General features: G+C 63.9%; 24 protein-coding genes, 1 tRNA gene, 1 pseudogene and 1 riboswitch. Of the genes and pseudogenes, 13 read left to right on the forward strand and 13 right to left on the reverse strand.

Annotation, left to right across the window (positions count from 1 at the left end):
* Positions 1-215: pseudogene (locus EN853_RS02160) on the forward strand (5-aminolevulinate synthase); the annotation flags it as partial.
* Positions 216-370: 155 nt separating this feature from the next.
* Here EN853_RS02160 and EN853_RS02165 read toward each other — a convergent pair.
* Both EN853_RS02165 and mscL read right to left on the reverse strand, forming a co-directional pair.
* Positions 371-1,537: a pyridoxal phosphate-dependent aminotransferase gene (locus EN853_RS02165; RefSeq protein WP_127857636.1), complete on the reverse strand. Its 1,167-nt coding sequence runs from the start codon at positions 1,535-1,537 to the stop codon at positions 371-373.
* A 111-nt stretch (positions 1,538-1,648) separates the two neighbouring features.
* Positions 1,649-2,071: a large conductance mechanosensitive channel protein MscL gene (gene mscL, locus EN853_RS02170; protein ID WP_127857637.1), complete on the reverse strand. Its 423-nt coding sequence runs from the start codon at positions 2,069-2,071 to the stop codon at positions 1,649-1,651.
* Positions 2,072-2,413: 342 nt separating this feature from the next.
* Here mscL and EN853_RS02175 point away from each other — a divergent pair, with 342 nt between their 5' ends.
* Complete coding sequence (locus EN853_RS02175) at positions 2,414-5,899, forward strand: PAS-domain containing protein (protein WP_167524351.1); 3,486 nt, start codon at positions 2,414-2,416, stop codon at positions 5,897-5,899.
* A gap of 117 nt (positions 5,900-6,016) precedes the next feature.
* Here EN853_RS02175 and EN853_RS02180 read toward each other — a convergent pair whose 3' ends face one another.
* Positions 6,017-6,652, reverse strand: a complete 636-nt coding sequence (locus EN853_RS02180) for a TetR family transcriptional regulator (protein ID WP_127857639.1) — start codon at positions 6,650-6,652, stop codon at positions 6,017-6,019.
* An 88-nt stretch (positions 6,653-6,740) separates the two neighbouring features.
* Here EN853_RS02180 and EN853_RS02185 point away from each other — a divergent pair, with 88 nt between their 5' ends.
* Both EN853_RS02185 and EN853_RS02190 read left to right on the forward strand, forming a co-directional pair.
* Entirely contained in the window at positions 6,741-7,397 is a 657-nt protein-coding gene (locus tag EN853_RS02185) for an O-methyltransferase (protein WP_127857640.1), read from the forward strand.
* 118 nt (positions 7,398-7,515) lie between these two features.
* A complete protein-coding gene (locus EN853_RS02190; protein ID WP_127857641.1) occupies positions 7,516-8,817 on the forward strand; it encodes an MFS transporter in 1,302 nt (433 codons plus the stop codon).
* A gap of 17 nt (positions 8,818-8,834) precedes the next feature.
* Here the strand turns inward: EN853_RS02190 and EN853_RS02195 are convergent, their stop codons facing one another.
* Together EN853_RS02195 and EN853_RS02200 are read right to left on the reverse strand one after the other, a co-directional pair.
* Complete coding sequence (locus tag EN853_RS02195; RefSeq protein WP_127857642.1) at positions 8,835-9,494, reverse strand: response regulator transcription factor; 660 nt, start codon at positions 9,492-9,494, stop codon at positions 8,835-8,837.
* A 164-nt stretch (positions 9,495-9,658) separates the two neighbouring features.
* A complete protein-coding gene (locus tag EN853_RS02200; protein WP_127857643.1) occupies positions 9,659-10,096 on the reverse strand; it encodes a hypothetical protein in 438 nt (145 codons plus the stop codon).
* A gap of 114 nt (positions 10,097-10,210) precedes the next feature.
* Here EN853_RS02200 and EN853_RS02205 point away from each other — a divergent pair, with 114 nt between their 5' ends.
* Together EN853_RS02205 and EN853_RS02210 are read left to right on the forward strand one after the other, a co-directional pair.
* Positions 10,211-10,561: a DUF952 domain-containing protein gene (locus EN853_RS02205; protein WP_127857644.1), complete on the forward strand. Its 351-nt coding sequence runs from the start codon at positions 10,211-10,213 to the stop codon at positions 10,559-10,561.
* A complete protein-coding gene (locus tag EN853_RS02210; protein ID WP_127857645.1) occupies positions 10,558-11,637 on the forward strand; it encodes a quinone-dependent dihydroorotate dehydrogenase in 1,080 nt (359 codons plus the stop codon). The genes EN853_RS02205 and EN853_RS02210 overlap by 4 nt, the downstream gene beginning before the upstream one ends.
* Here EN853_RS02210 and EN853_RS02215 read toward each other — a convergent pair.
* Positions 11,630-12,970: an MATE family efflux transporter gene (locus EN853_RS02215; protein ID WP_167524352.1), complete on the reverse strand. Its 1,341-nt coding sequence runs from the start codon at positions 12,968-12,970 to the stop codon at positions 11,630-11,632. The genes EN853_RS02210 and EN853_RS02215 overlap by 8 nt on opposite strands.
* A gap of 139 nt (positions 12,971-13,109) precedes the next feature.
* Here EN853_RS02215 and EN853_RS02220 point away from each other — a divergent pair, with 139 nt between their 5' ends.
* Positions 13,110-14,012 (forward strand): histone deacetylase, encoded by a 903-nt coding sequence (locus tag EN853_RS02220; RefSeq protein WP_127857646.1) that lies wholly within the window; start codon positions 13,110-13,112, stop codon positions 14,010-14,012.
* 11 nt (positions 14,013-14,023) lie between these two features.
* On the opposite strand, the gene EN853_RS02225 is transcribed toward EN853_RS02220, so the two are convergent.
* The 3 genes from EN853_RS02225 to EN853_RS02235 all read right to left on the reverse strand — a co-directional run bounded on the left by EN853_RS02225 (position 14,024) and on the right by EN853_RS02235 (position 16,137).
* Positions 14,024-14,293 carry a DUF6460 domain-containing protein gene (locus tag EN853_RS02225; protein WP_189343852.1) on the reverse strand — a complete coding sequence of 90 codons (270 nt, stop codon included), beginning with the start codon at positions 14,291-14,293 and terminating at the stop codon, positions 14,024-14,026.
* 123 nt (positions 14,294-14,416) lie between these two features.
* Complete coding sequence (locus tag EN853_RS02230; protein ID WP_127857648.1) at positions 14,417-15,172, reverse strand: glycosyltransferase; 756 nt, start codon at positions 15,170-15,172, stop codon at positions 14,417-14,419.
* Positions 15,151-16,137 (reverse strand): hypothetical protein, encoded by a 987-nt coding sequence (locus tag EN853_RS02235; protein ID WP_127857649.1) that lies wholly within the window; start codon positions 16,135-16,137, stop codon positions 15,151-15,153. Before EN853_RS02235 ends, EN853_RS02230 begins: the two co-directional genes overlap by 22 nt.
* Positions 16,138-16,272: 135 nt before the next feature.
* Here EN853_RS02235 and EN853_RS02240 point away from each other — a divergent pair.
* Positions 16,273-16,346 (forward strand) — tRNA-Gly (locus tag EN853_RS02240).
* Positions 16,347-16,610: 264 nt separating this feature from the next.
* Here EN853_RS02240 and EN853_RS02245 read toward each other — a convergent pair.
* The gene (locus EN853_RS02245) at positions 16,611-16,937 is read right to left on the reverse strand and encodes a protamine-2 (modular protein) (protein WP_127857650.1); all 327 of its coding nucleotides are present in this window, start codon (positions 16,935-16,937) and stop codon (positions 16,611-16,613) included.
* Positions 16,938-17,040: 103 nt separating this feature from the next.
* On the reverse strand, positions 17,041-18,030 hold the full coding sequence (locus EN853_RS02250) for a LysR family transcriptional regulator (RefSeq protein WP_127857651.1): 990 nt from the start codon (positions 18,028-18,030) through the stop codon (positions 17,041-17,043).
* A 293-nt stretch (positions 18,031-18,323) separates the two neighbouring features.
* Here EN853_RS02250 and chvE point away from each other — a divergent pair, with 293 nt between their 5' ends.
* The 5 genes from chvE (at position 18,324) to EN853_RS02275 (ending at position 24,273) form a co-directional block, all read left to right on the forward strand.
* Positions 18,324-19,394 (forward strand): multiple monosaccharide ABC transporter substrate-binding protein, encoded by a 1,071-nt coding sequence (chvE, locus tag EN853_RS02255; RefSeq protein WP_127857652.1) that lies wholly within the window; start codon positions 18,324-18,326, stop codon positions 19,392-19,394.
* Between the two features lie 188 nt (positions 19,395-19,582).
* On the forward strand, positions 19,583-21,118 hold the full coding sequence (gene mmsA / locus EN853_RS02260) for a multiple monosaccharide ABC transporter ATP-binding protein (protein ID WP_127857653.1): 1,536 nt from the start codon (positions 19,583-19,585) through the stop codon (positions 21,116-21,118).
* The gene (gene mmsB, locus EN853_RS02265) at positions 21,115-22,407 is read left to right on the forward strand and encodes a multiple monosaccharide ABC transporter permease (protein ID WP_127857654.1); all 1,293 of its coding nucleotides are present in this window, start codon (positions 21,115-21,117) and stop codon (positions 22,405-22,407) included. The genes mmsA and mmsB overlap by 4 nt, the downstream gene beginning before the upstream one ends.
* Positions 22,408-22,809: 402 nt before the next feature.
* A complete protein-coding gene (gene araD1 / locus EN853_RS02270; protein WP_127857655.1) occupies positions 22,810-23,799 on the forward strand; it encodes an AraD1 family protein in 990 nt (329 codons plus the stop codon).
* A 27-nt stretch (positions 23,800-23,826) separates the two neighbouring features.
* On the forward strand, positions 23,827-24,273 hold the full coding sequence (locus EN853_RS02275; protein WP_127857656.1) for a hypothetical protein: 447 nt from the start codon (positions 23,827-23,829) through the stop codon (positions 24,271-24,273).
* A gap of 18 nt (positions 24,274-24,291) precedes the next feature.
* Here the strand turns inward: EN853_RS02275 and EN853_RS02280 are convergent, their stop codons facing one another.
* Both EN853_RS02280 and EN853_RS02285 read right to left on the reverse strand, forming a co-directional pair.
* Positions 24,292-25,059 carry an ABC transporter substrate-binding protein gene (locus EN853_RS02280; RefSeq protein WP_127857657.1) on the reverse strand — a complete coding sequence of 256 codons (768 nt, stop codon included), beginning with the start codon at positions 25,057-25,059 and terminating at the stop codon, positions 24,292-24,294.
* A gap of 90 nt (positions 25,060-25,149) precedes the next feature.
* Positions 25,150-26,247, reverse strand: a complete 1,098-nt coding sequence (locus EN853_RS02285; protein WP_189343857.1) for a 2'-deoxycytidine 5'-triphosphate deaminase — start codon at positions 26,245-26,247, stop codon at positions 25,150-25,152.
* A 207-nt stretch (positions 26,248-26,454) separates the two neighbouring features.
* Positions 26,455-26,532, forward strand: a riboswitch (SAM riboswitch).
* Positions 26,533-26,546: the final 14 nt, after the last annotated feature.

Raw genomic sequence — 26,546 nt, forward strand, 5'->3', positions numbered from 1 at the left:
TCCAGCCGATCAACTATCCGACGGTGCCGCGCGGCACCGAGCGGCTGCGCATCACGCCGACGCCCTTCCATTCGGACGCACTGATCGCCGAGCTGCAGGACGCGCTGGTCGAGACCTGGGACGCCCTTGGCATCCCTTATGCCACCTCCGGCCGCCCTGCCGTCGCCAAGAGCGACCGCATCATTCCGTTGCTGGTGCCGAAGTCAGGCGGCTGAAGCCCGTCTTAAACTCTACTCCGACGGCCATCTGACGCAGGTTTCTCCGCTTCCGGTGCTCACGGACCTAAATGTCCGCTGCGCTCCGTTCTCGAAACCCACGCCAGCTGACTCGCCGGAGCGAGTTTCAATCCGGGCTTCATCGACGTGGTGAGCTAAGCGGTCCTCATCCATTTCGCCAGGCGGTGCGCCGCTTCCTCGAGCTGATCGAGGCGGCGGTGGAAGCATAGCCTGAGGAAGGCCTCGCCGCCCGGGCCGAAAGCGGTGCCGGGCGCCAGGCCGACATTGGCGTTGTCGACGATGTCGAAGGCGGCGGTGCGGGAATCGGTGATGCCGTCGACCGTGAAGAACAGGTAGAAGGCGCCCTGTGGTACGGTGAAGCGTGCCTTGCCGGTCGCGCCCAGGATATCGCAGACCAGATCGCGCGCCGCTCGCGCCCGTTCCACCTGTTCCACGATGAAACCATCACCCTCGTCGAGGGCGGCGATGGCGCCGCGCTGCATGAACTGGGCGACGCCCGAGGTCGAATACTGGATCAGGTTCTCGAACACCTGCTGCAGGGCGGGATGGGTCTTGATCCAGCCGACGCGCCAGCCCGTCATCGCCCAGTTCTTGGAGAAGCTGTTGACGAAGAGGATGCGGTCTTCCGCCGTCGCGACATCCAAAAAGGACGGCGCGCGGCCGTGGCCATAGTGGAACAGCGCATAGATTTCGTCGGCGATGATCCAAAGGTTCTTCGCGCGGGCAAGGTCGAGAATCGCTTTGAGCGTCTCCTTGTCGGCGGTCCAGCCGGTCGGGTTGGACGGCGTGTTGATGAACAGCGCCTTCGTGCGCGGCGTGATGGCCGATGCGATCTTGTCGACATCGCAGAACCAGCCGTTGCCGGACTGATCGAGCGTAACCGCCACCGGAACGGCGCCGGCGACACCGGCGGCGGCGGCGAAATTCGGCCAGGCCGGCGACAGATAGATCACCTCGTCGCCGCTGCCCGCGATGGCGTCGATGGCGAGCTGGATCGCATGCATGCCGGAAGCGGTGACGATGAACTCTTCCTCGGCGAAGCACTTGCCGAAATGCCTGGCGTAGTAGCGGGCGAGCGCCTGCCTGAGCTCGGGAATGCCTTTCTGCCAGGTGTAGAAGGTCTCGCCGGCGGCCAATCCCCGAGCGGCCGCATCGCTGATGAAGGCAGGCGTCGGCAGGTCGCCCTCGCCGGCCCAAAGCGGGATCAGGCCTTCGCGCAAGCGGCCGTGGTTCACGACGGCGACGATGCCGCTTTCGGGCGCGGCGCGGGCCTCGGCGCGCAAGGTCTGGATCAGGGTCATGCAAGAATCCGTGCGGGTTTTCCACGACTGCTAACGTCTTTTACGACAGCCGCAAACAGAAAACCCCGGCCGCGAACGGCCGGGGTTTTGGTCCAGCGTTCGGTCCGCAGATTACTTCTTGGCGAGCAGGTCGCGGATTTCAGTAAGAAGCGCGACATCGGCAGGTGGCGGCGCGGCAGCGGCGGCGGGCTTCTCGCGTTCCAGCCTCCTGCGCAGATTGTTCACGGCCTTGACCATCAGGAAGATGATGAAAGCAAGGATCAGGAAATTCAACACCACGGTGATAAAGCTGCCATAGGCAAAAACCGCGCCCTCTTTCTTGGCATCGGCCAGCGCAGTCGAATGGACATTCGAGGACAGTCCAAAGAAATAATTGTTGAAGTCCAGCCCGCCGAAGATCGCGCCGACAATCGGCATGATGATGTCGTTAACCAGCGAATCGACGATCTTGCCGAAGGCCGCGCCGATGATGACGCCGACGGCCAAATCCATCACATTGCCCTTTGAGATGAATTCCTGGAATTCTTTCAGCATTCGTCCCTCCTTGCCATAACAGGCCGCGCTGCCGCCCCGGCTCTCCGGCGCGCCGGCCTAAAATCACAATAACAAAAACCCCCGGTTGCAAAACCGGAAAAAGGGCGAAGCCACCGGTTTGTGCTGTGCCGCGTCATCAACCGCATATGCGCCGAAAGCCGCGATGGACTTGGGCTCCAAGCTGTGGTTGCGTCTAGCGTGGTCCAGCGTTTGATGGAAACGCTGAACCGCATTAAGTATTTGTTCTTACGCAATTCCGGGCGGAAAACCGCGATACGCTTTTATCGGAATTGCTTGGGGCGCGGACCGGGTGAGGAACCGGTCAGGGAGGAAATACGAGCCGTGCAAGGCTGGTTCGTCGTCATCATCGCGATCGCCTATGTGACGCTGCTTTTCGCCATCGCCAGCGTCGGCGACCGGCGCTCGGCGGCAGCCGGGCTCGGCCGGGCGCGGCCTTTCATCTATGCGCTCAGCCTCGCCATCTACTGCACCTCCTGGACGTTCTTCGGCTCGGTCGGGCTTTCCTCCGAGCGCGGGCTCGAATTCCTCGGCATCTATACCGGCCCGGTGCTGGTCTTCGTCTTCGGCTTCCCGCTGCTCAACCGCATCGTGCGGCTGGCCAAGAGCGAGAAGATCACCTCGATCGCCGACTTCCTCGGCGCCCGCTACGGCAAGAGCTTCGCCGTCGCGGCGATCGCGACGATGATCGCGACAGTCGGCGCCGTGCCTTATATCGCGCTGCAGCTGAAGGCGATTTCGGGCTCGGTCAGCCTGATGATCGAGCATTACACCGGATCGCCGCCCTCCTTCGATCCGTTTGTCAGCGACATCTCGCTGGTGGTCGCGATGCTGCTCGCGTTATTTGCCGTTCTCTTCGGCACCCGCCACGCCGACGCCACCGAGCACCAGGACGGGCTGGTGCTGGCGGTGGCGGTGGAAACGGTGGTCAAGCTCGCCGCTTTCCTCGCCATCGGCCTGATGGTGACCTTCCTGATCTTCGGCGGCCCAGGCGACATGCTGGCGACGCTCGCCGCGAACGCCGAGGTGCGCCAGGCCATGGGTTACAACACTTCCCTGGCCACCTGGCTGGTGCTGACGACCTTGAGCGGCTTTGCCATCCTGATGCTGCCGCGCCAGTTCTACGTCGCCATCGTCGAGAACCGCAGCGAGGCGGAGCTGCGCACCGCGACCTGGGTGTTCCCGCTCTATCTGGTGGCGATCAACCTGTTCGTGCTGCCGATCGCCTTTGCCGGCCTGTCGCTGGTCGGCGCCAGGACCAGCAGCGACCTCTACGTCTTGTCGCTGCCGCTGTTCAGCGGCCATGACGTGCTGGCCATGGCCGCCTTCATCGGCGGCCTGTCGGCGGCGACCGCCATGGTCATCGTCGAGAGCGTGGCGCTGTCGATCATGATTTCAAACGACCTGGTGATCCCGCTCTTCGTGCGCCGCCTGCTCAGGACCACATCTTCGCAGAACGAGGACTGGTCGACGCTGATCCTCAATGTGCGCCGTGCCTCGATCTTCATCATGCTGTTCATCGCCTTCCTCTACTATCGCGAGAGCACCAACAGCGCGCGGCTGTCCTCGATCGGGCTGATGTCCTTCGCAGCGATCGCGCAATTCGCGCCGGCGCTGATCGGCGGGCTGATCTGGCGCCGCGCCAATGGCCGCGGCGCCGCCCTCGGCATGGTCGCCGGCATCGCGGTCTGGGGCTACACGCTGCTGCTTCCTTCGCTGGTCGGTGCCGGCTCCGACATTGTCGTCCATGGCCTGTTCGGCTTCGAGGCGCTCAGGCCGCAGGCGCTTTTCGGCACGGTCGGCGAGCCGCTGAACCATGGCGTGCTGTGGAGCCTGTCGATCAACACGCTGTTTTTTGTCCTCGGCTCCCTCTCCCGCGCGTCCGTGCCGCTGGAGCGCATCCAGGCGGCGATCTTCGTGCCGCGCGAGGCCGGGCCGATGCCGAGCCTGCGCCGCTTCCGCACCGCCGTCACCGTCAACGACCTCAAGGACACGATCTCCCGCTATCTCGGCGTCGAGCGCACCGAACGCTCCTTCCAGTCCTTCGAGAAGAACGAGAACGTCTCGCTGCACGGCAAGGAGCAGGCGAGCATGGACGTCATCCGCTTCTCGGAGCAGTTGCTGGCGAGCGCCGTCGGCTCGTCCTCGGCGCGGCTGATCCTGTCGCTGCTGTTCCGACGCAATGACCGCGACTCCAAGGATGCCTTTCGGCTGCTCGACGACGCCACCGAGGCGCTGCAGCATAATCGCGACCTGCTGCAGATCGCGCTCGACCAGATGGGGCAAGGCATCACAGTCTTCGACCGGGATTTGCGGCTGATCTGCTGGAACCGGCAATACCGGGCGCTGTTCGACCTGCCGGACGAGATGGGCCAGGTCGGCGTCTCGCTCGACCAGATCCTGCGTCATCTCGCCGAGCGCGGCGACATACCCGCCGACCAGCGGGTGGCGATGCTCAACCGGCTGACCAGCTTCGTCAGCCCCTGGCAGATGGAGCTGAAGACCAGCGGCCGCATCCTGGAACTGCGCTCCAACCCGATGCCGGACGGCGGCATCGTCGCCACCTATGCCGACATTTCCGGCCGCGTCGAGCAGGACCTGGCGCTGAAGCGGGCCAATGAATCGCTGGAGCAGCGGGTCAGGAGCCGCACCGCTGAGCTTACCCGCGTCAACGAGGAGCTGGCGCAGGCGCAGATGCTGGCCGAGGAGGCCAACCTCAGCAAGACGCGCTTCCTTGCCGCCGCCGGTCACGACATCCTGCAGCCGCTCAACGCCGCCCGGCTCTATTGCTCCTCGCTGATCGAGAAGGCCGGCAAGGGACCTGCCGGCAAAGCCGCGACCAACATCGAATCCTCGCTGGAATCGGTCGAAACCATCCTCGGCGCGGTGCTCGACATCTCGCGACTCGACGCCGGGGCGCTGAAGCCCGAGGACACCGCCTTCAGCCTCGGCGGGCTGCTCAGCCAGATCGGCAACGACTTCCGGCCGCTTGCCGCCGAAAAGAAGCTCGATCTCAAGATCATGCCGTCTTCGCTCGGCGTCATGACCGACCGCAACCTGTTGCGGCGGCTAATCCAGAACCTGGTTTCCAACGCCATCAAATATACGCGCGAAGGCCGCATCCTTGTCGGTGTCAGAAGGCGCGGCGAACTGGCAGAGATCCAGGTGATCGACACCGGTATCGGCATTGCAGGCGACAAGCTGAACACCGTCTTCCACGAATTCACCCGGCTGGACGAAGGCGCGCGCGAGGCCGAGGGCCTCGGCCTCGGGCTCTCCATCGTCGACCGCATTGCCAGGGTGCTCAGGCTCGAAATCCGCATCTATTCCAACCCGGGCAAGGGCACGCGCTTCTCGGTCATCCTGCCGGTCGCTGCAGTGGCGGCGCCGCCCCGCGAGGTCGGGAAGGCAACCACGCGCGCGTCATCGTCGGCTACCGGGCTCAACGTGCTGTGCATCGATAACGACGCGCGCATCCTCGACGGCATGCGGCTGTTGCTCGAGGGCTGGGGCTGCAGCGTCGAGACGGCTTCGGGATCGGGCGATCTGTTGCGGCCGGGCGCGCCAAGGCCCGATATCGTGCTTGCCGACTATCATCTGGACGGCGGCACCGGGCTCGACGCGATCGGCAGGCTGCGCGCCGTATACGGCCAGGACCTGCCTTGCGTCTTGGTCACCGCCGATCGTTCCAGCGAAGTGCGCACTGCTGCGGGCCAGCTCGACGTTCCGGTCATCAACAAGCCGCTGAAACCGGCGGTGCTGCGTTCGATGATGGCAAGGGTAAGGGCGCTGGCGACGGCGGCGGAGTGACTGCCTGGCTCGTGTCGGTGTTCTGCCCGCCTGGAGCAATTCGCCGTTTCGCGGAAACGCCGCTCTAACTATTCGTTTCCACGCAATTCCGGACGGAAAACCGTTCCTGGAATTGCGCTAACCGCCGTGACCGAGACTTCCGAGATAGGCGCAGAACATGTCGGCGAGCGCGTCGGCATAAGTCTCAATCTCCTCCGATGTCCGCGGGCTTGCCGAGAAATCCTGCCCCACCGTGCTGAGCGTCGTCAGGATGAGCTCGCCAGCCATGGCGCGCGCAGCTTGCGAGGCCTCGGGCAAGGCCTCGAGCATGAATTTCTCGGCCGTGCGCTCCGCCGAACTCCTTGCCTCCCGCGCCTCGGGCGCGTCCCGGTAAAGCGGCGCGGCGTCGTTCAGCGCGACCCGTACCGCGGCCTCTTCGCATTCCGAACGGATGAAGGCATGGACGAGGATGCGCAGCCGTTCGAGCGGCGGTTTTCCGCCATCCTCGAGGATGGCGCATAAAAGGTCGGTCGTCTGCTGCCATTCATCGCTCTGTAGCCGGAACAGAAGAGCCGCCTTGTTGGGGAAATATTGGTAGAGCGAGCCGACGCTGACGCCGGCCTTCTCGGCGACGCGCGTGGTGGTGAAACGCTGCACGCCCTCGCTGGCCAAAACCTGAGCAGCCGCCTGCAGAATCGCCGCGACAAGCTCCGTCGCACGGGCCTGTTTGGGCTTTTTTCGCGTGGAAATTGAAGGGCTTGGGCGTTGGATCATGGCCGCGCTCGGGAATGCGAATTGGAAACCTGAAGGATTATTCGTATTTTTCGAGGCGACACAAGAGCGCATTCGAACGGAGCCCACCATGACCACCCTGAACGCAACCCCGCTCGCGCCGCTGCTCGCCCGCCTGTTCGAGGAAGCCGCCACGGCGACCAGCCCGGCGATAGCCCGGTACTCGGGCGAGGAACGGGCGCGCCTGCTTCAGAGCAAGACCGAGTATCTCGATTTCTACGGCAACCTTAAGGATCTCTGGCTGGCAGTCTCGCCGGAGACCGGCACGCTGCTCTACATGCTGGCGCGCAGCTCCGGCGCGCGCATCGTCGTCGAGTTCGGCACTTCGTTCGGCATCTCGACGCTCTATCTTGCCGCGGCGCTCAGGGACAATGGCGGCGGCCGCCTGATCACGACGGAGTTCGAACCCTCGAAGGTGACGCGGGCCAAGGCCAATCTGACGGAAGGCGGCCTTGTCGACCTGGTGGAGATCCGCGAAGGCGACGCGCTGGAGACGCTGAGCAGGGACCTGCCCGATCGAATAGACCTTCTGCTGCTCGACGGCGCCAAGGCGCTCTATCCGGAAGTCCTCAGCCTGGTCGAGAGCCGGCTCAGACCCGGCGCGCTGGTCATCGCCGACAATGCCGACTTCTCACCGGAATATCTGGAGCGAGTGCGCTCGCCGGCAGGAGGCTACATGTCCACCCCTTTCGGCGATGACGTGGAGCTCTCGATGCGGCTGGGCTGAGCACATCCGCTCCAGGCCAACAGATAAACGGCTCATGCTGCTCTTCGAGCGGCCGTAGGCGTTCACGTCAGCCAACGCGCCATCCGGGCCTTCGGGCCTCTGACGCGTAGGTGACATCATGACCATAATTTCATCCTCCTGGCGCGGGCTGCCGCGCCCGGCGCTGCTCGGCCTCTTGCTGTTCTTCTGCGCAGGTTTCGCCGACGGCGCGCTGGTGCCTTTCTTCCCGCTGTGGGCGAGCAGCGAGGCCGGCATTCCCGTCGGCGCGATCGGCCTGCTGTTCGGCTGCTACGCCGGCGGCGAGCTGATCGCGGCGCCGCTGATCGGCGGCATCGCCGATCGCGTCGGCCGGCGGCCGGTGCTGATCTTCTCGTCGCTCGGTGTCGGATGCGGCTTCGTCGCGCTGTTCTTCGTGCAGGGCGCTGCCGCGACCGCGATCGTTTTGCTTTTGACCGGCTTGTGCGAGTCGGTGCTCCATCCGACCATCCTCACCGCGATCGCCGATGTGACGGCGCCGTCGGCGCATCCGCGCTGGTTCAGCATGGCGCGCGTCTCCTCGAGCGCGGGACAGATCCTCGGACCGGCCTGCGGCGCCCTGCTTGCGTTGATCTCGCTCAGCGTCGTTTTCCTCGCCGCCGGCGGCATGCTCATCCTGGGCGGCATAGTGATGCTGGCCGCGCTTGGCGAGACGATGGGCAGCGGACGTGGCACAGCTAGCGATCACGACGAAGAGGAAGATGGGCTGTCGGCGCTGCTGCCGGCGTTCAGCGACGGGCGCCTGGCGAAGCTCCTTCTCTGGGTCGTGCTGTTCGAGATTTCCGGCAACTGGATCGAGGCCGTCATCCCGCTCTATGCGCATGATGCCGGCACGCTTTCCCCATCCGGCGTCGGCGCGTTGTTTGCCTATGCGGCAGCACTTACGGTCGGCCTGCAGATGCTGGTGAACCGCTTTGCCGAGACGCGATCAGCGCTTTGGCTGACAGCCGGCGCGGGCCTCTCGACGATCGCCGCCTTTATACTGCTCATGACCTCGCCGGCGATGCTGCCGCTGATTGCCGCGGTGAGCCTCTGCTCGGTGGCGCAGATGCTGGTCGGGCCGCTCGTGCCGACCGCCGTCAACGCGCTTGCACCCGAAGCGCGGCGTGCCTCCTACATGGCGGCTTCGTCGGTGGCGGTGGATCTCAAGGACTCGCTCGGACCCTCAATCGGCACCGCACTCTATGCGCTCGCACCCCGCCTGCCGTGGGTCGCCGGCATTCCGCTGGTGGCGATCGCGTCGCTCGGACTGGGCGTTGCGATTGGGAGGGCGCGGCACGTTTCCGGCGCGGCGACCTCAAAGGCGGGTTACAGCGCAGGGGCCGCCGGGCCGGAGGAACCCGCGGCCTGGCCGACAGGCCCGGCGATGGAGGAATATTCCTGAAGCAAGAGGGCTGGCGATCAGGCGACCGGCTGCAGCGGGTCGCCGCCGATCTTGGAAAGCTGGATGACCGCCTGGGTACGGCTGTCGACGCCGAGCTTTTGCAATATGGCCGAGACATGCGCCTTGATGGTGGCCTCGGACACCCCGAGCTCATAGGCGATCTGCTTGTTGAGCAGGCCTTCGGCCAGCATGCCGAGCACCCGCGTCTGCTGCGGCGTCAGCGCCTGCAGCCGCTTGATCAGGTCCGAGATTTCCGGGTCGCGCTCGACGCCGAGCTCGATGCCGGCAGGCGCTGCGATATCGCCGGCAAGCACGGCCTGCACGGCGCGGCGTATCTCCTCCATGCTTGCCGATTTGGAGATGAAGCCGGAAGCGCCGAGATCGAGCGCGCGGCGAATGGTGACCGGATCATCATGCGCCGACACCACGACCAGCGGCACCGAGGAATGGATGCCGCGCAGCGAGATGAGACCCGACAGGCCGCTGGCGCCCGGCATCGACAGGTCGAGCAGCACCATGTCGACATCTTCATTGGCCACGACCAGCGCCTTGGCGCTCTCGAAATCGCCGGCCTCATGGATGGCGGCGACGTCGCCGATGCCGGCAAGCGCCTCCTTCAGCGCGCCGCGAAAAAGCGGATGATCGTCGGCAATGACGAAAGTGTGGCCCGACGGCAAATATTCCTCCCCGGATCCCATCGGTGATTTATGTGCTTCTTGCGGGATCGGACCCGATTATGCGGCGGCGCGGCGCGTTTTCAAGCGGCAAAGACCGTTCTGGCTCTTTGTTTTAAGCAATTCCGGACGGAAAACCGCTTCGCACTTCCTGCATCGCTCGTGGCTCACGTCTTTTGCGGGCTGGGCTTCACGCCGCCGTCGCCGTTTTCCTTGTCCATATCCTTGACGATGTCCATGAAACTGCGGAAGAAGCGCTCCATGTAGCTCATCGTCTTGTTGAAATCTTCCTCGCTCGGCAGCTGGGATTCCAGCCGGGCGGAGAGCGAATTCTCGAGCTTGGCGACGCGCTCGTCGAGCGCCTTCACCGAACCCTGCAGCCGGTCGATCTCGTCCTGGAAGGCGGCGCGCTCGTCGGCCGCCATCTTGCAGACGAGCTGGCCGGAGCGTTCCTCGCAGATCGACATGGCGCCGGTCTGGGTGTCCATGCGGACATAGCCATTGGCCGACTTTTCCAGCCGATAGCGGTCCGTCTCCTCGGAATAGGCCGATGCGGCGACCAGCGAGCACAGCGCCGCCGGGATCAGGATCTGCTGCAGACGCATGTTGTTTTTCCTCCATGAGCCGTTGCGCAAAGAATATTACAGGTTTGCGCCTGAAATGGGGAAGAGTCCGCAAGCGCCCTTTCCCCCATGGTTCGTTCGGACTATAGCGCGACAATGTCTCAGATTATCTACAAGATCGCGCCCGAAGCGCTGTGGCGCGAAGCGGAGCGGAACGGCCGCTTCACCGGAGCGCCGATCGACGTCGCCGACGGCTTCATCCATTTCTCCACCGCGGCGCAGGCGCGCGAGACGGCGGCCAGGCATTTCGCCGGCCAGGCGGACCTGCTTCTGATCGCAATCGACGAAGCACGGCTGGGCGATGCGCTGAAATACGAAGTCTCGCGCGGCGGCGCCTTGTTCCCGCACCTCTACGCTCCGCTCGGCCTCGATGCCGTTGTCTGGGTCAAGCCGCTGCCGCTCGGCGCGGATGGGTCGCATCGATTTCCGACGCTGGAGGGCGAATGAGCGTGCTGGACCGGATCGGCCAAAAACTGCTTTTCGCATTCGATCCGGAAACCGCGCATGGGATGTCGATCGCGGCGCTGCGATGCGGCCTGCCGGTCGCCTCGCCTCCGCCGCCCGACGCCCGGCTCAGGGTCGGCGTTTGCGGCCTCGATTTCCCGAATCCGCTCGGCATGGCGGCGGGCTACGACAAGAACGCCGAAGTGCCGGATGCGCTGCTCGGGCTCGGTTTCGGTTTCGCCGAGGTCGGCACGATCACGCCGCTGCCGCAGCCGGGCAACCCGAAGCCGCGCATCTTCCGGCTGACGGCAGACGAAGCGGTGATCAACCGGCTGGGCTTCAACAATGAAGGCCATGGGGCCGCCGAAAAGCGGCTTGCGGCGCGCAAGGGGCGCGGCGGCATCGTCGGCGTCAACATCGGCGCCAACAAAGACAGCGCCGACCGCATCAGCGACTATGAGCGCGGGGTCGCCCGCTTCGCGCCCCACGCCAGCTACCTCACCGTCAACATCTCCTCGCCCAACACGCCAGGCCTGCGCAACATGCAGGCGCGCGAGCAGCTCGGCGAGCTGCTGTCGCGGGTGATGGCCGCGCGTGCTGCGGCTTCGGCGCAGCCGCCCGTCTTCCTCAAGATCGCGCCGGACCTTGTCGAAGCGGAGCTCGAGGACATCGCCGCCGAGGTCGCCGAGAAAAAGATCGACGGCATCATCGTTTCCAACACGACGCTGTCACGGGCCGGGTTGCGCAGCGCAGGCCTCGCCGGCGAAACCGGCGGCCTGTCGGGCAAGCCGCTGTTCGAGCGCTCGACCGCCGTGCTGGCGAAGATGCGCAAGCTGCTCGGCCCCGAGATGGCGATCATAGGTGTCGGTGGCGTCGACTCAGCGGAAACCGCGCTGGAGAAGATCCGCGCCGGCGCCGACCTGGTCCAGCTCTATACCGGCATGATCTATGCCGGTCCGGCGCTGCCCGGCCGCATCGTTGCCGGCATGGCGCGCTTTGCGGATCGGGAACGGCTGACGTCGCTGCGCGCGTTGCGCGACACGGCCTCAGCACGTTGGGCCTCGAAGTCTCTCAGCTAAAGGCGGTCCGAACCCTGAGCCGCAGCACCGCGAAAAGGCTCAAACCCCGCACCAGCAGGAAGACATGCAATGATGCCCATAGGCCGCTGTTGCCGAAGGTCGGAGCCAGCGTGATCAAAGCGGCGCTGAAGGCGAGGAACGACAAAAGCATCATGTTTCGCATGTCGCGCGACCAGGTGGCGCCGATGAAGACGCCATCCATCTGGAAGGCGAGCACGCCGCTCAACGCCGTGAAGGCGGCCCAGGGCAGGTAGGTGTCGGCGGCCGTGCGGACATCCGCCGAGGTCGTCACCAGCGCCACCAGATTGGCGCCGGCCGTGAGCAGCACCAGGGTCGCAACGCCCGCGAGGCCAAAACCCCAGACCAGCGTCAGCCGTACGGCCTGGCGGAAAGGGTGGGCCGCCTGCGCGCCGATGGCGCGGCCGGCGAGCTGCTCGGCAGCGGTGGCGAAGCCGTCGAGGAAATAGCCGGCGATGAGGAAGAAGTTCATCAGCACGGCGTTGGCGGCGAGCGTCACCGTGCCGAACTGCGCGCCCTGCCTGGTAAACAGCGCGAAAGCGGCGAGCAGCGAGAAGGAGCGGATCATGATGTCGCGGTTGAGCGACAGCATGCGCCGGTAGGCCGGCAGGTCGAGGATGCGCCGGCGCGACGGCCGCTCCAGCTTGCGGATCCGCGCAAGCACGATGGCAAGGCCGAGCAGCATCGCCAGGAACTCGCCGGTTACGGTCGCCCAGGCAACGCCGGCGACGCCCCAACCGAGTTTCAGACCGAGCAGGAAGCAGAGCAGGATGTTGATGCCGTTGAGCACCGCCTGCAGCATCAGGCCCAGCCCGCCCTCGCCGCGGCCCAGCACGTAGCCCAATATGGCGTAATTGACGAGCGAGAAGGGCGCGGCAAGCAACCTGATGCGGATATAAACCGACATCGCCGCGCTGACGCTCGGCTCGGCGCCGATGAACCACTGGCCGGCAACGGCAAGGAGCGGCGCAAGCGCCGCGAGCACGACGCCGGCGACGACCGCGATCAGCACGGCGCGCCAGAGCACGGCCTGTTCCTCCAGCGGATCGCCGCGCCCGAAAGCCTGGGCGACAAGGCCGGTGGTGCCGGAGCGCAGGAAGTTGAAGGTGGTGAAGACGACGTCGAACACCAGCGATCCCGCCGCCAGTCCGCCGAGCAGGGCGGCATCGCCGAACTGCCCGACCACCGCAGTGTCGACGATGCCGAGCAGCGGCGTCGTGAGATACGCAAGCGTCATCGGCACCGCAATCGCCAGCACCGAGCGATTGGTGACGATGAAGGATCTGGCGTTGACCTGGGTCGAACCCTTGTCCAAAGGACCACGGCCTCGTTTGTTGCGGCTTGATCGAGCAACCGATGTGCCCCAGTTTGCCGCTGCCGCGCAATCGCCCAGCAATGGCGGCCAACCGAATTCCCAGACTGGCGCAGGAAGATTGGCGCGGGCCGTCCCCATCATGCCATTGCAGATCGTCCACCATCCCGACTACGACGCCGGCTTTGCGGTCAACCACCGCTTTCCGATGAGCAAGTATCCGCTCTTGATGGAGGCCCTGCGGCGCCGTGGGCTCGCCGAGCCGGAGGCGCTCGCGACGCCGGAACCAGCGCCGGCGGCGTGGCTGAGGCTTGCGCATGCGGCCGACTATGTCGGCCAGGTGCTCGCTTGCGAGGTGCCTGAAAAAATCGAGCGCGAGATCGGTTTTCCGGTCGGCCGGCGCGTGTCGCTGAGGGCGCAGCTCGCCACCGCTGGCACGGTGCTGGCGGCGCGGCTGGCGCTGAAGCATGGCATAGCCTGCAACGCCGCCGGCGGCAGCCATCACGCCCGGCGCGCGCAGGGCGCCGGTTTCTGCACCTTCAACGACGTGGCCGTCGCCTCACTGGTGCTGCTTGCCGAGCGAGCCGTCGAAAACATCCTGGTCGTCGATCTCGACGTGCACCAGGGCGACGGCACGGCGGACATTTTGAAGGATGAGCCCCGCGCCTTCGCCTTTTCCATGCATGGCGAACGCAACTATCCGCCCCGCAAGATCGCCTCGGATTTCGATATCGCCTTGCCGGACGGCACCGGGGATGCCGCCTATCTCGACCGGCTCGGCGCCGTTCTTCCGGAGCTTTCCGCAAAACGGCGCTGGGACATTGTCTTCTACAACGCCGGCGTGGACGTCCATGTCGAGGACCGGCTTGGCCGGCTGGCGCTCTCCGACGAAGGCCTGCGCAGCCGCGAGGCGATGGTCATCAGGCATTTCCGCATGTCCGGCGTTCCGCTTTGCGGCGTCATCGGCGGCGGCTATTCGACCGACGTGCCGTCGCTTGCCGCACGCCACGCCATCCTGTTCGAGGCCGCGGCCGCCTATGCCTGACGCTCGCCAGGCTACTTCCTGTAGCTGGCGATCCTGAGCAGGATGAAGGCCGGAACGACGATCGCGGCACCAAGCAGGATATAGCCCAGGAAGCGGTCGATGGCGTGGAAGCCGAGGTTCCACAGATCGACGAAGAACTGGCGGATGCCATAGAACACGTCCATCGGGCTCCAGCCGAAGGCGTGCATGACGAGGCCGACGAGGAAGGAAACCACCAGCAGCTTCACGAGCACCCTGAGTGGCGTGTCGCCGAGGAAGCGTGTCAGTGCGGACAAGACCATTTCTCCCGTTCGATCGCCCCGATTCGGAGCGTGGTTCCAGGAATACGCACTCAGTTGCTTACCATCAAGCCGAGGGACGAGCCCCACGTGCGGGATCCGGTAGGCAGGCCACGGCTCGCGCCGTCAGATTCGCCAGCGGAAGATGCGGGCCCAAAGCGGCCGGTCGCGGTAGACTTCCCTGGAGCGCCACAACCTGTTGTATCGATTGCCGCCGCCGATACCGAGTTGCGATATCGGCTTGCCGCCCCGCTTGCGCTTGATCGCCACCGGCTCGCCATCATGGCTGAGGTAATGGCTGAAATCCGTGGAAAACTGGGGAGCCGAGGCAGGCGGCATCGACCTGACGGCTTCGCCGACGATGAGGTCTTCCGGTTCGCAGGTCAGCGCGACGGCCTTGCCGAACAAGGTTGGGCCTGTAGGGCACAGCGCGGTCGGCCCGTAATATTCCCGTTTCACATTGGCGCAGACAAGCTCGATCGCCTTGGCGAGCGCCTGGTGGCGGGGTGGCGCGGCAACAACGCCGATGCTGGTATCCCAAGGGGTCGAGGTGAGGAAATCACGAAAGATCGACAATTTTCCGTCGCCGCGCGGCACGCCGCGCAGGAAGAAATAGGAGAGATCGGCGTAGAGGCCGCCTTGCTCATGGAGCAGGCAATATTTGGCGAGATCCGCTTTGTAGGAATAAGGCCGAAGCGTTCTGAACGCCGAAAGCACCTCTGCTCCGAAATGCATTGAAATGAACTCGGCCAATGCCGCTTCCCGGAATAGGAGGTGCTCTTCGCCGGGATGGGCAGCCGTGAGCGAACGGATGTTTTCGGCAACGAGCCCGGAAAGCTGCTCGCTGCCGTCATCGGTTATCAGAATGCTGAAGAGAGGCATCCGGCTTCCCTCTCGATCGAAATACCTTCGTGGGCCTTCAACTTCTCCCAGTCGCGCCACTGGTGGGGACAGGACTTCAGATAGGCCAGGTGCCGGTCCGCAAAGTCCTGCGCGGCGCCCTGGATCAGTTCGGCCTTGTCCCGGCCGCGATCGACATCGATCGGCTTTTCCACTGTCACCCGTATCTTGCCCGTGCTGTCGTCACGAACGACGAAGACCGGCAGCACCGGAGCACCGGCAATCCTGGCCAGGCGGGGCGCACCGCCGGCCAGTTCAATGGCCGATTGGCCGATCCGCGCGCGCACCAGCAACTCACCCTCCCAAGCGCCCGCGTACACAAACTTGCCCTGGCGAAGCAATCGCCTCGCCTCGTTCATGCTGGCGGCCGGATTGGCGCGGTCTATCACGATACGACCTGCCGCATATCTGAGCTCCACGCTGGTCCTGATCGGATTGAGGAACCGGATGCCGAAGCGCGATTTCGAGAAACCATGCTCGGGCCTGCTGACATGAAAGACGTCGAAGCCGGCCTTGGCGAAAGCCATTTTCCCCGCAAGCCCATTGAAGGCGAAATGAGCGACCCACAGGACGGCGCCATGACCCTTGCTGCTCGCCGCCTCGAGATGCTCGGCGCCGCGCAGTTCGATCTCGGGTCGCCAGCCGACAAGCCACTCCCGTACGATCTGGATGTTGTGTTCGCTGCGCATTGCGCCGACGCGAAGCCGATCCTCACGGCCGGCTACCCCGAAACCTGCAAGATCCGGTTGCTCACCGACGTCGCGCCGAGCCTCAGGAACGCGTTTCAGCCCCTCCAGCCATATGCAGATGTCGCGCCATCTCTTCTCGGGCACGAGAAGAGAGACGAGCACAAAAACAGGAAGCCTCAGCAGGAATCCGAGGTCCTCCAGAACGAAGACCCTTCCGGAGCGAGAGGCTCGCTTCCTCTTCCGAACATTGATTTGCAAGCTGGGTCCCCACCCTTACCCTGCGACGGCATTACCACGTCGGCGGGCGGCGTCAAAGCGCTTGTGGATCGCTCCGCGGCTTTCGATGCATCGCCGATTGCTAGATGCGGGGCCATCATGGTACGAGGCTGCAGCGCGGGTATGATGTAATGGTAGCTTGTCAGCTTCCCAAGCTGAACGCGCGGGTTCGATTCCCGCTACCCGCTCCAGTTTCCACTTCTCAAAGCAAAGCGCTTGTCGTGTGCGCTGCGGCCGAAGGGTGATCGCGCGGCCGCCTAGAGCGGTGCAGCGTTTCACGGAATCGCCGAACCGCTCTAAATATTTGTCTTACGCAATTCCGGACGGAAAGCCGTTAGACGCTTTTCCTGGATTTGCTCTGGCGGAACAGCCTCGGCGAGCTACCAGCAAAATTGGGTCTCGCACGGGTGTGCAAGACCCAATCCACTTCCTTCAGGGGCTGTTTGGCGCTTGAACTACAGCCAGATGCCTATCCAGACGCGTTCGCGCCAGCAGCGGCGATGCCAGTAGCCATAGCGCCAGTAGCGACGGCAGACCCGTCTCCACACGCGGCGCCGTCTGCGGCGACGGTGGCCGTAATGCCAATGACGATGGTAAACCTGCTCCAGCTCGGCCTGATCCTCTCCGTCCTCGAAAACGGTTGGATCCGGCTTGTCGAGCTCATCGAGAATACCATTGCCGCCGGGAATTCCGGCAACCGCCTTGCCGGATCCGGCGAGGCTTGCAAGTGCCGCCGCCCCCGCAACGCCAAGCATTCCAGTCAGAAACAACCGACGTTCCATCAAAACCTCCGACTGTTGAGCATCGGCAGTTCGTTCCCTCGCCCGAAACGGGCTCCAGTGAGCTGCCGATCGGTTTGAACGTACGAGCGGCGTTCTCGTTCCACTACCCCACTTCGCGCAAGATGAAGTCGTGCAGCATCTTGGCGGCGGGCGAGAGCACGCGGTTCTTGACCGTGATGAGGCTGTAAGGCCTGACCTCGATGTCGAACTCGGTCTGCACGACGTCGATCGCTCCGGACAGCCCGTCGGCGCTCTGGATGAACTTGGCCACCTGGACCGAAACAGGGGCGATAGCGTCTGATTGCGCCACCATCACCAGCGTCAGCAGCAGCGAGGACGTGTTGAGGATGCGGTCGGGAAGCGGGATGTTGCGGTTCAGGAAATTGCTTTCCATCGCCTGGCGCAGCGGCGAACCGCCGGACTGAAAGACCCAGTCATAGGCCGCCGTCTCCTCCAGGCCGACCATCTTGCCGCTGGCAAGCGGATGGTCGCGGCGCACGATCAGGCAGGCCTTCTCGATACCGATGACGCGCGATTCGAACAGCCGCGGATTGAGGTCGTCGGGAATGCGGGCGATGATGAAGTCATGGCGGGAAGCGATCAGTTCGCGGGCGAGCACGTTCGACGTCTCGACCTGCATGGTGATCTCGATGCGCGGATAGATGCGGCGGATCTCGCGAATCGCCGGCACGGCCAATTCGATCGCCGGCGCGGTCACCGCGCCGAGGAACACCGAGCCGCCCTTGCCGGTCTTGAGCTCGGAAATCTCGCGGTCGGCTTCGCGCATCTCGAGCAGGATGGAGCGGGCGCGTCTGGCGAGCGCCTGGCCGTAAGGAGTGAGCGTGATGCCGCGTGGAAGACGCTCGCACAACTTCACGTCGAGCACCGCCTCCATCTCGGCGATCATGCGCGAGGCGGCCGGCTGAGAGATGTTCATGACCTGGGCAGCGGCGCTCACCCGTCCGTGATCGTCAAGGGCAGCGATCATGCGCATATGGCGCAGGCTGAGGCCGCTGCGCAGGAGTGTTTTCCCATTCTCCGGCAATTTCTCGTAACCGCTTGAAATCACATCAGGATCGCGCAATGCCGCCATGATCTTCCCGTCACTCCACCAATGTTTCGTCGCGCGCTAAAATATACCAGTTTCGATATAGCAACCACCAAAGATCGCATTTGACAGTTATGTCAAAGGGACACACCCTTCGCGCGTTCCGAGACGCAACGATCGGCAACGAGCAAATTCGTATCGATTGAAATTGGGTCACGGGACCGATTGGGAGGATACCGGAGATCGATAAAGCCGACAGCAGCGCGCGAGCGCTACTGTTCGACTGCGCGGCCCGCGAAGCCCCGAGGTGTCGCGTCCATCAACCAGGGAGAGTAAATGTGAAGATCATCAAGACGCTGGCCGCCATCGCGGCCCTTGGCATCGCCGCCACGACCTATTCGGCGCATGCCGCCGACAAGGGTCTCGTCGGCGTGCTGATGCCGACCAAGACCTCGCAGCGCTGGATCAATGACGGCGACGCCGTCAAGTCCCAGCTCGAGGCCCTCGGCTACACCGTCGACCTGCAGTATGCGCAGGACGACATCCCGAACCAGCTCAGCCAGCTGGAAAACGAAATCACCAAGGGCCCGAAGGCGCTGATCATCGCCTCGATCGACGGCACCACCATGGCCGATGCGCTGCAGAAGGCCAACGATGCCGGCGTCGTCACCGTCGCCTATGACCGACTGATCAAGAAGACTCCGAATGTCGACTACTACACGACCTTCGACAATTTCGGCGTCGGCGTCATCCAGGCGAATTCCCTGGTCAAGGGCCTCAAGGAGCGCTTCCCGAACACCAAGCCGTGGAACGTCGAGCTGTTCGGCGGCTCGCCAGACGACAACAACGCCTTCTTCTTCTACAACGGCGCGATGTCGGTACTGCAGCCGCTGATCGACGACGGCTCGATCAAGATCAAGTCCGGCCAGATGGGCATGGACAAGGTCGGCACGCTGCGCTGGCTGGCAGCCACCGCCCAGGCGCGCATGGACAACCTGCTTTCGGCCAACTACTCGGACGGCAGCCGCGTCGATGGCGTTCTGTCGCCTTATGACGGCCTGTCACGCGGCATCACCGCCTCGCTGCGCGCCGTCGGCTACGGCACGGACGCTCAGCCGTGGCCGATCGTGACCGGCCAGGACGCCGAGACCGCCTCGGTCAAGCTGATCATCTCGGGCGAGCAGTACTCGACCGTGTTCAAGGACACCCGCGAACTGGCCAAGGCCACCGTCCAGCTGGTTGACAAGGTGCTTTCCGGCGGCAAGCCCGACGGGCTCGACGAAAAGACCTACAACAACGACGTCAAGGTCGTTCCCTCGATCCTCTTGACGCCGCACGAGGTCGACAAGTCGAACTACCAGGCTCAGGTCGTCGACTCCGGCTACATCAAGGCCGACGAGCTGAAGTAAGCCAGCCTTAAAGAAGGGGTCCTGCGCGACGCAGGGCCCCTTTTCGTTCAGAAGCGACCCCGGTATTGTTTCTTGCCGGTTTCTGCAGCGCCATGCGCCGTCGCGGCGCGGACAGGACTGCAGCATGTTGATTTCGCGCATGACACTTTCCGGTAGCGGAAGGCATGCGCCAGGGAGCGGAATTCCTGATGACTTCGACGATTTTGGAGATGCGCGACATCACCAAGACGTTTCCCGGCGTGAAGGCGCTGTCGAACGTCAATCTCAGCGTCGAGGAGGGAGAAATCCATGCCATCGTCGGCGAGAACGGCGCCGGCAAATCGACGCTCATGAAGGTGCTGTCGGGCGTCTATCCGTCCGGCACCTATGAGGGCGATATCGTCTTCCGCGGCCAGGAATGCCACTTCAAGGGCATCCACGACAGCGAGCATATCGGCATCGTCATCATCCACCAGGAGCTTGCCCTGGTGCCTATGCTGTCGATTGCGGAAAACATCTTCCTCGGCAACGAGCACGCCACCTATGGCGTCATCGACTGGAACGCCAACGAGAAGCGCACCAAAGCGCTGCTCGACAAGGTCGGCTTGAAGGAAGACCCCAAGACGCTGATCACCAATATCGGCGTCGGCAAGCAGCAGCTGGTCGAGATCGCCAAGGCTCTGAGCAAGGAAGTCAAGCTCCTGATCCTCGACGAGCCGACCGCCTCGCTCAGCGAAAAGGACAGCCAGGCGCTGCTCGATCTACTGCTCGAGTTCAAGCGCCAGGGCATGACCTCGATCCTGATCTCGCACAAGCTCAACGAGGTGAACCGGGTCGCCGACAAGGTGACGGTCATCCGTGACGGGCGCACCATCGAGACCCTGCCCAGGAAGGATATCAGCGAGGACCGCATCATCACCTCGATGGTCGGCCGCTCGCTCGACGACCGTTATCCGCCGCGCGAGCCGCAGATCGGCGACGTTGTTTTCGAAGTGAAGGACTGGTCGGTCTACCACCCGATCCATGCCGAACGGCAAGTGATCAAGAACATCAGCCTCAATGTGCGCAAGGGCGAGGTGGTCGGCATCGCCGGCCTGATGGGCGCCGGCCGCACCGAATTCGCGATGAGCCTGTTCGGCCGCACCTACGGCCGGCATATCACCGGCGAGGTTTTGCTCGAAGGCAAGCCGATCGACCTCTCGTCGGTGAGCAAGGCGGTGGAAAACCGCATCGCCTATGTCACCGAGGACCGCAAGACCTACGGGCTCAACCTCATCGACCACATCAAGCACAATGTGACTTTAGCCAACCTGGGAGGTGTTTCCAGCCGCGGCGTCATCGACGACATGCGCGAGATGAGCGTCGCCAACGACTATCGCAAGAAGACCAACATCCGCGCTTCCAGCGTCTACCAGCTGACCGGCAACCTGTCGGGCGGCAACCAGCAGAAGGTGGTGCTGTCGAAATGGCTGTTCGCCGACCCCGAAGTGCTGATCCTGGACGAGCCGACGCGCGGCATTGACGTCGGCGCCAAGTACGAAATCTACACGATCATCGCCCGTCTCGCAGCCGAAGGCAAAGCGATCATCGTCATCTCTTCGGAAATGCCGGAGCTGCTCGGCATCACCGACCGCATCTATGTCATGAACGAAGGGCGTATCGTCGGCGAAATGGCGGCAAGCGATGCCAGCCAGGAAAAAATCATGCGCGCCATCGTTCGGGGAGAAGGAAAAAAAGCATCATGAGCACAGACAGCGCTCCCGCGCCGCAAAGCGGCACCGCCGAAGACGTCAAGCATGGTCCGCGCATCGCCGTCTCGGCGCTGACGACAAATCTGCGCGAATACGGCCTGATCATCGCACTGATCGTCATCATGCTGTTCTTCCAGTACACGACGTCGGGAACGCTGTTCAAACCGGTCAACCTCTCGAACCTGGTGCAGCAGAACTCGTTCATCATCGTGATGGCGCTTGGCATGCTGCTGGTGATCGTGGCCGGCTATATCGATCTCAGCGTGGGATCGGTCGCAGGCTTCATCGGCGCGCTGGCGGCGATGATGATGGTCATCTGGCCGCTCGGGATATTCAGCAATCCGCTCGTCGTCTCGATCGTCTGCCTGATCGTGGGCGCCCTTATCGGCGCGGCGCAAGGCTACTGGATCGCCTATCACCGGATACCGAGCTTCATCGTGACGCTGGCGGGCATGCTGATCTTCCGCGGCATCTGCCAGGCGCTGCTAGGCGGCGGCTCCTCGGTCGGCCCGCTTCCCGACAGCTTCAAGGCGCTGAGCTCGGGCTTCATTCCGGACGTCATCGGCCCGCTGACGCTGATCCCGCCGACAGTGAACGCCGCCGGCAAGACCATCGTCGGCAGCGGGCTCACGCTGCACATGACCACGATCGTGCTCGGCCTGGTCGCGGTGCTCGCCTACGCCTATTTCGGGCTGAGGGCCCGCCGCAAGCGCGAGCGCCATGGCTATGAGGCCGAGCCCTTCCCGCTGTTCGTCATCAAGACGCTGGTGGGCAGCGCGCTGGCGCTGTTCCTGGTCTTCCAGTTTGCGAGCTACAAGGGCCTGCCGGTCGTGCTTATGGTCATGGGCGTGCTGATCTCGCTGTTCGTCTTCGTCACCAAGCGCATGACCATCGGCCGCCGCATCTATGCGATGGGCGGCAACGCCAAGGCGGCGCAGCTGTCGGGCATCAACACCGAAAGGCTGACGCTGCTCGTCTTCATCAACATGGGCGTGCTGTCGGCGCTCGGCGGCCTGATCATCGCGGCGCGCCTCGGCCAGGCGGTGCCAGCCGCGGGTCTCGGCAGCGAGCTCGACGTAATCGCGGCCGTCTTCATCGGCGGCGCCTCGGCGATGGGCGGCGTCGGACAGGTCATCGGCGCCGTGGTCGGCGGCTTCATCATGGGCGTGATGAACAACGGCATGTCGATCATGGGCGTCAACGTCGACTGGCAGCAGGTGGTCAAGGGCCTGGTGCTGCTCGGCGCCGTGATCTTCGACGTCTACAACAAGAACAAGGCCTGACAGGCCAGATCAATCCAGGAAAAGCGCACAGCGGTTTTCCGTGGGATTGCGTAAGAACAAATATTTGGGGCGGATCGGCGGTCCAGAGGCCGAACCGTCCCAACGAGGAAAGCAGGAGGCATACGGGTCCAGATCGCGAGGCTGCCGGCTTGCCCGTCGGCGCCAAGAAGTCCCCCGATGGACCGGGCTCGCGAGCGCAATCCGGAGGAAGAATTCAACCGTGGCACGGATCGGTACCGGGCCGCGCGGGTCAGGGTTTGCCATCGGCAGCCGGGCTTAGAGCAATTCCAGGAAAAGTGCGTAGCGGTTTTCCGTTCGGGATTGCGTAAACACAAGGAGCTAGAGCGGGTCTGTTTTCCGTCAAAACTGAACCGCTCTAGGCAAAAGAGAGAGGGTTTCATCATGCTGATTTCCCAGATCCTCGACGACGCCGAGACGATCCGCGTCGTTGCCCGCAGCGGCGGCAAGACCCGGATCATCAACGGCGCACGCAGCGTCTATTCGCTGGCGATGGAGGCGGCGCGCACCGGCACCGGGCTCGAAGCGCTGATCGAGCGCAAGGGCTATGGCGAGACCGTCGATCTCGACGCCGTCTACAAGAAGGGCCGTCTGGTGTCGCCGATCAATCATCCGGATCCCGCCCATCTGCACCTCACCGGCACGGGTTTGACCCATCTCGGCTCCGCGGCGACACGCGATTCCATGCACAAGAAGCTCAGCGACGGCGAGGAGCAGCTCACCGATTCCATGAAGATGTTCCGCATGGGGCTGGAAGGCGGCAAGCCGGCCAAGGGCCAGATCGGCGTGCAGCCGGAATGGTTCTACAAGGGCAACGGCACCATGGCGGTGGCGCCGGGCGCTGCGCTGATGTCACCCGCCTTCGCGCAGGACGCCGGCGAAGAGCCGGAGATCGCCGGCATCTACGTCATCGGTGACGACGGCGCGCCGTTCCGCGTCGGCTTCACGCTGTCCAACGAATTTTCCGACCATGTGACCGAGCGGGTGAACTACCTGTTCCTGGCCCATTCCAAGCTGCGCAATGCCTCGTTCGGCCCGGAAATCCTGATCGGCGACCTGCCCGCCGACATCAGGGGCGCATCGCGGATCTGGCGCAACGGCAAGGTGCTTTGGGAAAAGCCGTTCCTGTCGGGTGAAGCGAACATGTCGCACACCATCGCCAATCTCGAGCATCACCACTTCAAATATTCGGCCTTCCGTCAGCCCGGCGACGTGCATGTGCACATGTTCGGCACCGCGACGCTGTCCTTCGCCGACGGCATCCGAACCGAGGCCGGCGACATGTTCGAGATCGAGGCGAAGGATTTCGGATTGCCGCTGCGCAATCCGCTGGAGATCGAAAAGCCGGTGATGGTGACGGTCAAGGCGCTCTGAGCTCGCGAACGGTTTGGAGCCGGGTCAATGGGCTATATCTCGCCAAGCGCTAGAAATCTGGGCATCGCGCTTTTGATCGCTTGCTGGTCATCCGCGGCCTATGGTGCCGCGCAATGCAGCAAGACCTCCTATGGTGAGGCTCGCACCCTGATAACCAGCCGACTGCTGGAGACCGGATATTCACGAACTCAAACCCGCTTCCTAATGCGAAATGCCGATCAACGGATTTCACAACTTCGCAGCGCCGCGCTGAGCGACAGAGCCAAGCCTTGCCGCATCGACTCTGCTCGCGCCTATGTCCTTGGGTGTGTGGGCGATCAGCTATTCCCGTTGAAGGGATCAAAGGCATCGCTCGATGCCATGCGACAGGCTTCATTCTGGGGTAAAACGCGTCTAACTGGACGCGAGCTGCTTTTTATCGGCAGCTTCAACGCGTGCCTCGGCGCCGCGAAACAGGCGCTGTTTCGCGGCTAACCATAGGCAGCTCCGGCCTCAATAAATATCGAAGTCGAAATATTTGGCCTGGATCTTCTTGTAGGTGCCGTCGGCGACGATGGCGTCAATGGCGGCGTTCAGCCGATCACGCAGCGCGGTGTCCTCCAGACGCACCGCGATGCCGGCCTCGGTCTCGGTGCCCTTTACGTCGCCGACCAGCTTGCAGCAGCCGTCGCTTGCCTTCTTCAGCCAGTCGACCAGCACGAATTTATCCGAAATGACGGCGTCGAGGCGGCCGTTTTGGAGATCGGTGATCGCCTCTTCCTGGGTCGGATAGAGCTTGGCTTCGGCGCCGGCCTTGCCATATTTGTCCTGAGCATGGTCGGCTTGCGTGGTCGAGGCCTGGGCGCCGACGGTCTTGCCGGCGAGCGCGGCCGGCTCAGTCGAGGCGATGTCGCTGTCCTTGAGCGCCACCAGCGCCAGCGGGGTCGTATAGTATTTGTGGGTGAAGGCGACCTGCTTCTTGCGCTCCTCGGTGATGCTCATCGAAGCGATGATGGCGTCGAACTTCTTGGCTTGCAGGGCCGGGATGATGCCGTCCCAGTCCTGGGTGACGATCTCGCATTCGACCTTCATCTGCGCGCAGAGCGCATTGGCGATGTCGATGTCGAAGCCCTCGACCTTGCCGTCCGGCGTGATGGTGTTGAAGGGCGGATAGGCGCCCTCGGTGCCGATCTTGATCTTTTCCGCTGCGATCGCAGAACCGGCACCGAGCGCCAGCATGGCAGCGGCCGCCGCCGAAACGATCCATCTGGATATCTTCATTTTTCGTCTCCCTCAGTCAGGTTCAAGAACCAATGAGGCACAGCCAAGCATGGCGCGCGGGGGCGGGCAAGCGGAGTCTGATGTTGATGATCAGCGCGCGGCGCGAAAATGCTTGGAGAGTTTCAGGCCCTGCGCCTGGTAGTTGGAGCCGAGGTCGCTGCCATAAAGCGCCTGCGGCCGCTTCAGCATGTGCTCGTAGACGAGGCGGCCGACGATCTGGCCGTGATCGAGGATGAAGGGCACTTCGTGGCTGCGCACCTCGAGCACCGCGCGGCTGCCGCTGCCGCCGGCCGCGGAGTGGCCGAAACCGGGATCGAAGAAGCCGGCATAGTGGACGCGGAACTCGCCGACCAGCGGGTCGAACGGCGTCATCTCGGCGGCATAGAGCGGCGGCACATGCACGGCTTCGCGCGAGACCAGGATGTAGAACTCGTCCGGGTCGAGCACCAGCTCGCCGGCGCCGCTCTTGTAGAGCGGCTCCCAGAAGTCGACGACATCCTGCGCGGCGCGCTTGTCGACGTCGACGAGGCCGGTGTGGTGCTTGCCGCGATAGCCGACCAGGCCGTCCTTGTCCCCGTCGAGATCGATGGAGAGCGCGATGCCGCCGCCGGAAATGTTGGGCGGCTCGGTGGCGACCAGCATCTCGGCGCGGTGGAGGTCACGCAGCTCGGCCTCCGACAGCACCGCGTTGCCGATGCGGAAGCGTATCTGCGACAGGCGCGAGCCGGCGCGCACGACGATCGGGAAGGTGCGCGGGCTGACCTCGAGGTACAGCGGTCCATGATAGCCGGCGGCGATCTTGTCGAACTCGTGGCCGCGATCGGTCATGACGCGCGTGAAGATATCGAGACGGCCGGTCGAACTCTTCGGATTGGCCGAAGCCGACACTTCTGACGGCAGCGCCAGGCTTTCGAGCAAAGGCACGATGTAGACGCAGCCCGTCTCCAGCACCGCGCCCTCGGCAAGGTTGATCTCGTGCAGCTTCAGCCGGTCGAGCTTGTCGGCCACCAGGTGATCGGGACCTGGCAGGAAGGATGCGCGCACGCGGAACGCCCTGTCGCCCAATCTCAGATCGAGACTGGCCGGCTGGATCTGGTTGGTGTCGAGCGCGCGCGGCGACTTCAGCGCGCCCGCCTCGAACAGCGCCGCGATGTCCCGATCCGTAAGAATGCCTGTCTGCCGCAAGATCTGGCTCCGCTAGAGCAATTCGCCGTTTCGCGGAAACGGCGAACCGCTCTACCTTTTTGTTTTGACGCAATTCCGGGCGGAAAACCTTTTCACACTTTTCCTGGAATTGCTCCAAGGCCGGGCAAGCGCATGGTTGCACGCACCTGCCTGGTACAAACCTCTTAATCAAGCCGGCAATTGACGCAAGCGCGGTGCGGGTCTAAAGGGTCGTTATCCCGTGGTGATTTGGCCGGTCGGCTTGCAGCCACGTTAAACAAGTCGCTAAAGGACCGTTGGGCTGCAAGGCCGTATGGACCGGT

Origin of the sequence: Mesorhizobium sp. M1C.F.Ca.ET.210.01.1.1 (genome assembly GCF_004791585.1) — a bacterium.
Taxonomy (GTDB): Bacteria; Pseudomonadota; Alphaproteobacteria; order Rhizobiales; family Rhizobiaceae; genus Mesorhizobium.

Bases quoted from the DNA above. Each gene is read 5' to 3' on its own strand.
- EN853_RS02165 (WP_127857636.1), bottom strand. From the start codon at position 1,537: ATGACCCTGATCCAGACCTTGCGCGCCGAGGCCCGCGCCGCGCCCGAA.
- mscL (WP_127857637.1), bottom strand. From the start codon at position 2,071: ATGCTGAAAGAATTCCAGGAATTCATCTCAAAGGGCAATGTGATGGAT.
- EN853_RS02180 (WP_127857639.1), bottom strand. From the start codon at position 6,652: ATGATCCAACGCCCAAGCCCTTCAATTTCCACGCGAAAAAAGCCCAAA.
- EN853_RS02185 (WP_127857640.1), top strand. From the start codon at position 6,741: ATGACCACCCTGAACGCAACCCCGCTCGCGCCGCTGCTCGCCCGCCTG.
- EN853_RS02190 (WP_127857641.1), top strand. From the start codon at position 7,516: ATGACCATAATTTCATCCTCCTGGCGCGGGCTGCCGCGCCCGGCGCTG.
- EN853_RS02200 (WP_127857643.1), bottom strand. From the start codon at position 10,096: ATGCGTCTGCAGCAGATCCTGATCCCGGCGGCGCTGTGCTCGCTGGTC.
- EN853_RS02205 (WP_127857644.1), top strand. From the start codon at position 10,211: ATGTCTCAGATTATCTACAAGATCGCGCCCGAAGCGCTGTGGCGCGAA.
- EN853_RS02210 (WP_127857645.1), top strand. From the start codon at position 10,558: ATGAGCGTGCTGGACCGGATCGGCCAAAAACTGCTTTTCGCATTCGAT.
- EN853_RS02220 (WP_127857646.1), top strand. From the start codon at position 13,110: ATGCCATTGCAGATCGTCCACCATCCCGACTACGACGCCGGCTTTGCG.
- EN853_RS02225 (WP_189343852.1), bottom strand. From the start codon at position 14,293: ATGGTCTTGTCCGCACTGACACGCTTCCTCGGCGACACGCCACTCAGG.
- EN853_RS02230 (WP_127857648.1), bottom strand. From the start codon at position 15,172: ATGCCTCTCTTCAGCATTCTGATAACCGATGACGGCAGCGAGCAGCTT.
- EN853_RS02245 (WP_127857650.1), bottom strand. From the start codon at position 16,937: ATGGAACGTCGGTTGTTTCTGACTGGAATGCTTGGCGTTGCGGGGGCG.
- EN853_RS02250 (WP_127857651.1), bottom strand. From the start codon at position 18,030: ATGGCGGCATTGCGCGATCCTGATGTGATTTCAAGCGGTTACGAGAAA.
- mmsA (WP_127857653.1), top strand. From the start codon at position 19,583: ATGACTTCGACGATTTTGGAGATGCGCGACATCACCAAGACGTTTCCC.
- mmsB (WP_127857654.1), top strand. From the start codon at position 21,115: ATGAGCACAGACAGCGCTCCCGCGCCGCAAAGCGGCACCGCCGAAGAC.
- araD1 (WP_127857655.1), top strand. From the start codon at position 22,810: ATGCTGATTTCCCAGATCCTCGACGACGCCGAGACGATCCGCGTCGTT.
- EN853_RS02275 (WP_127857656.1), top strand. From the start codon at position 23,827: ATGGGCTATATCTCGCCAAGCGCTAGAAATCTGGGCATCGCGCTTTTG.
- EN853_RS02280 (WP_127857657.1), bottom strand. From the start codon at position 25,059: ATGAAGATATCCAGATGGATCGTTTCGGCGGCGGCCGCTGCCATGCTG.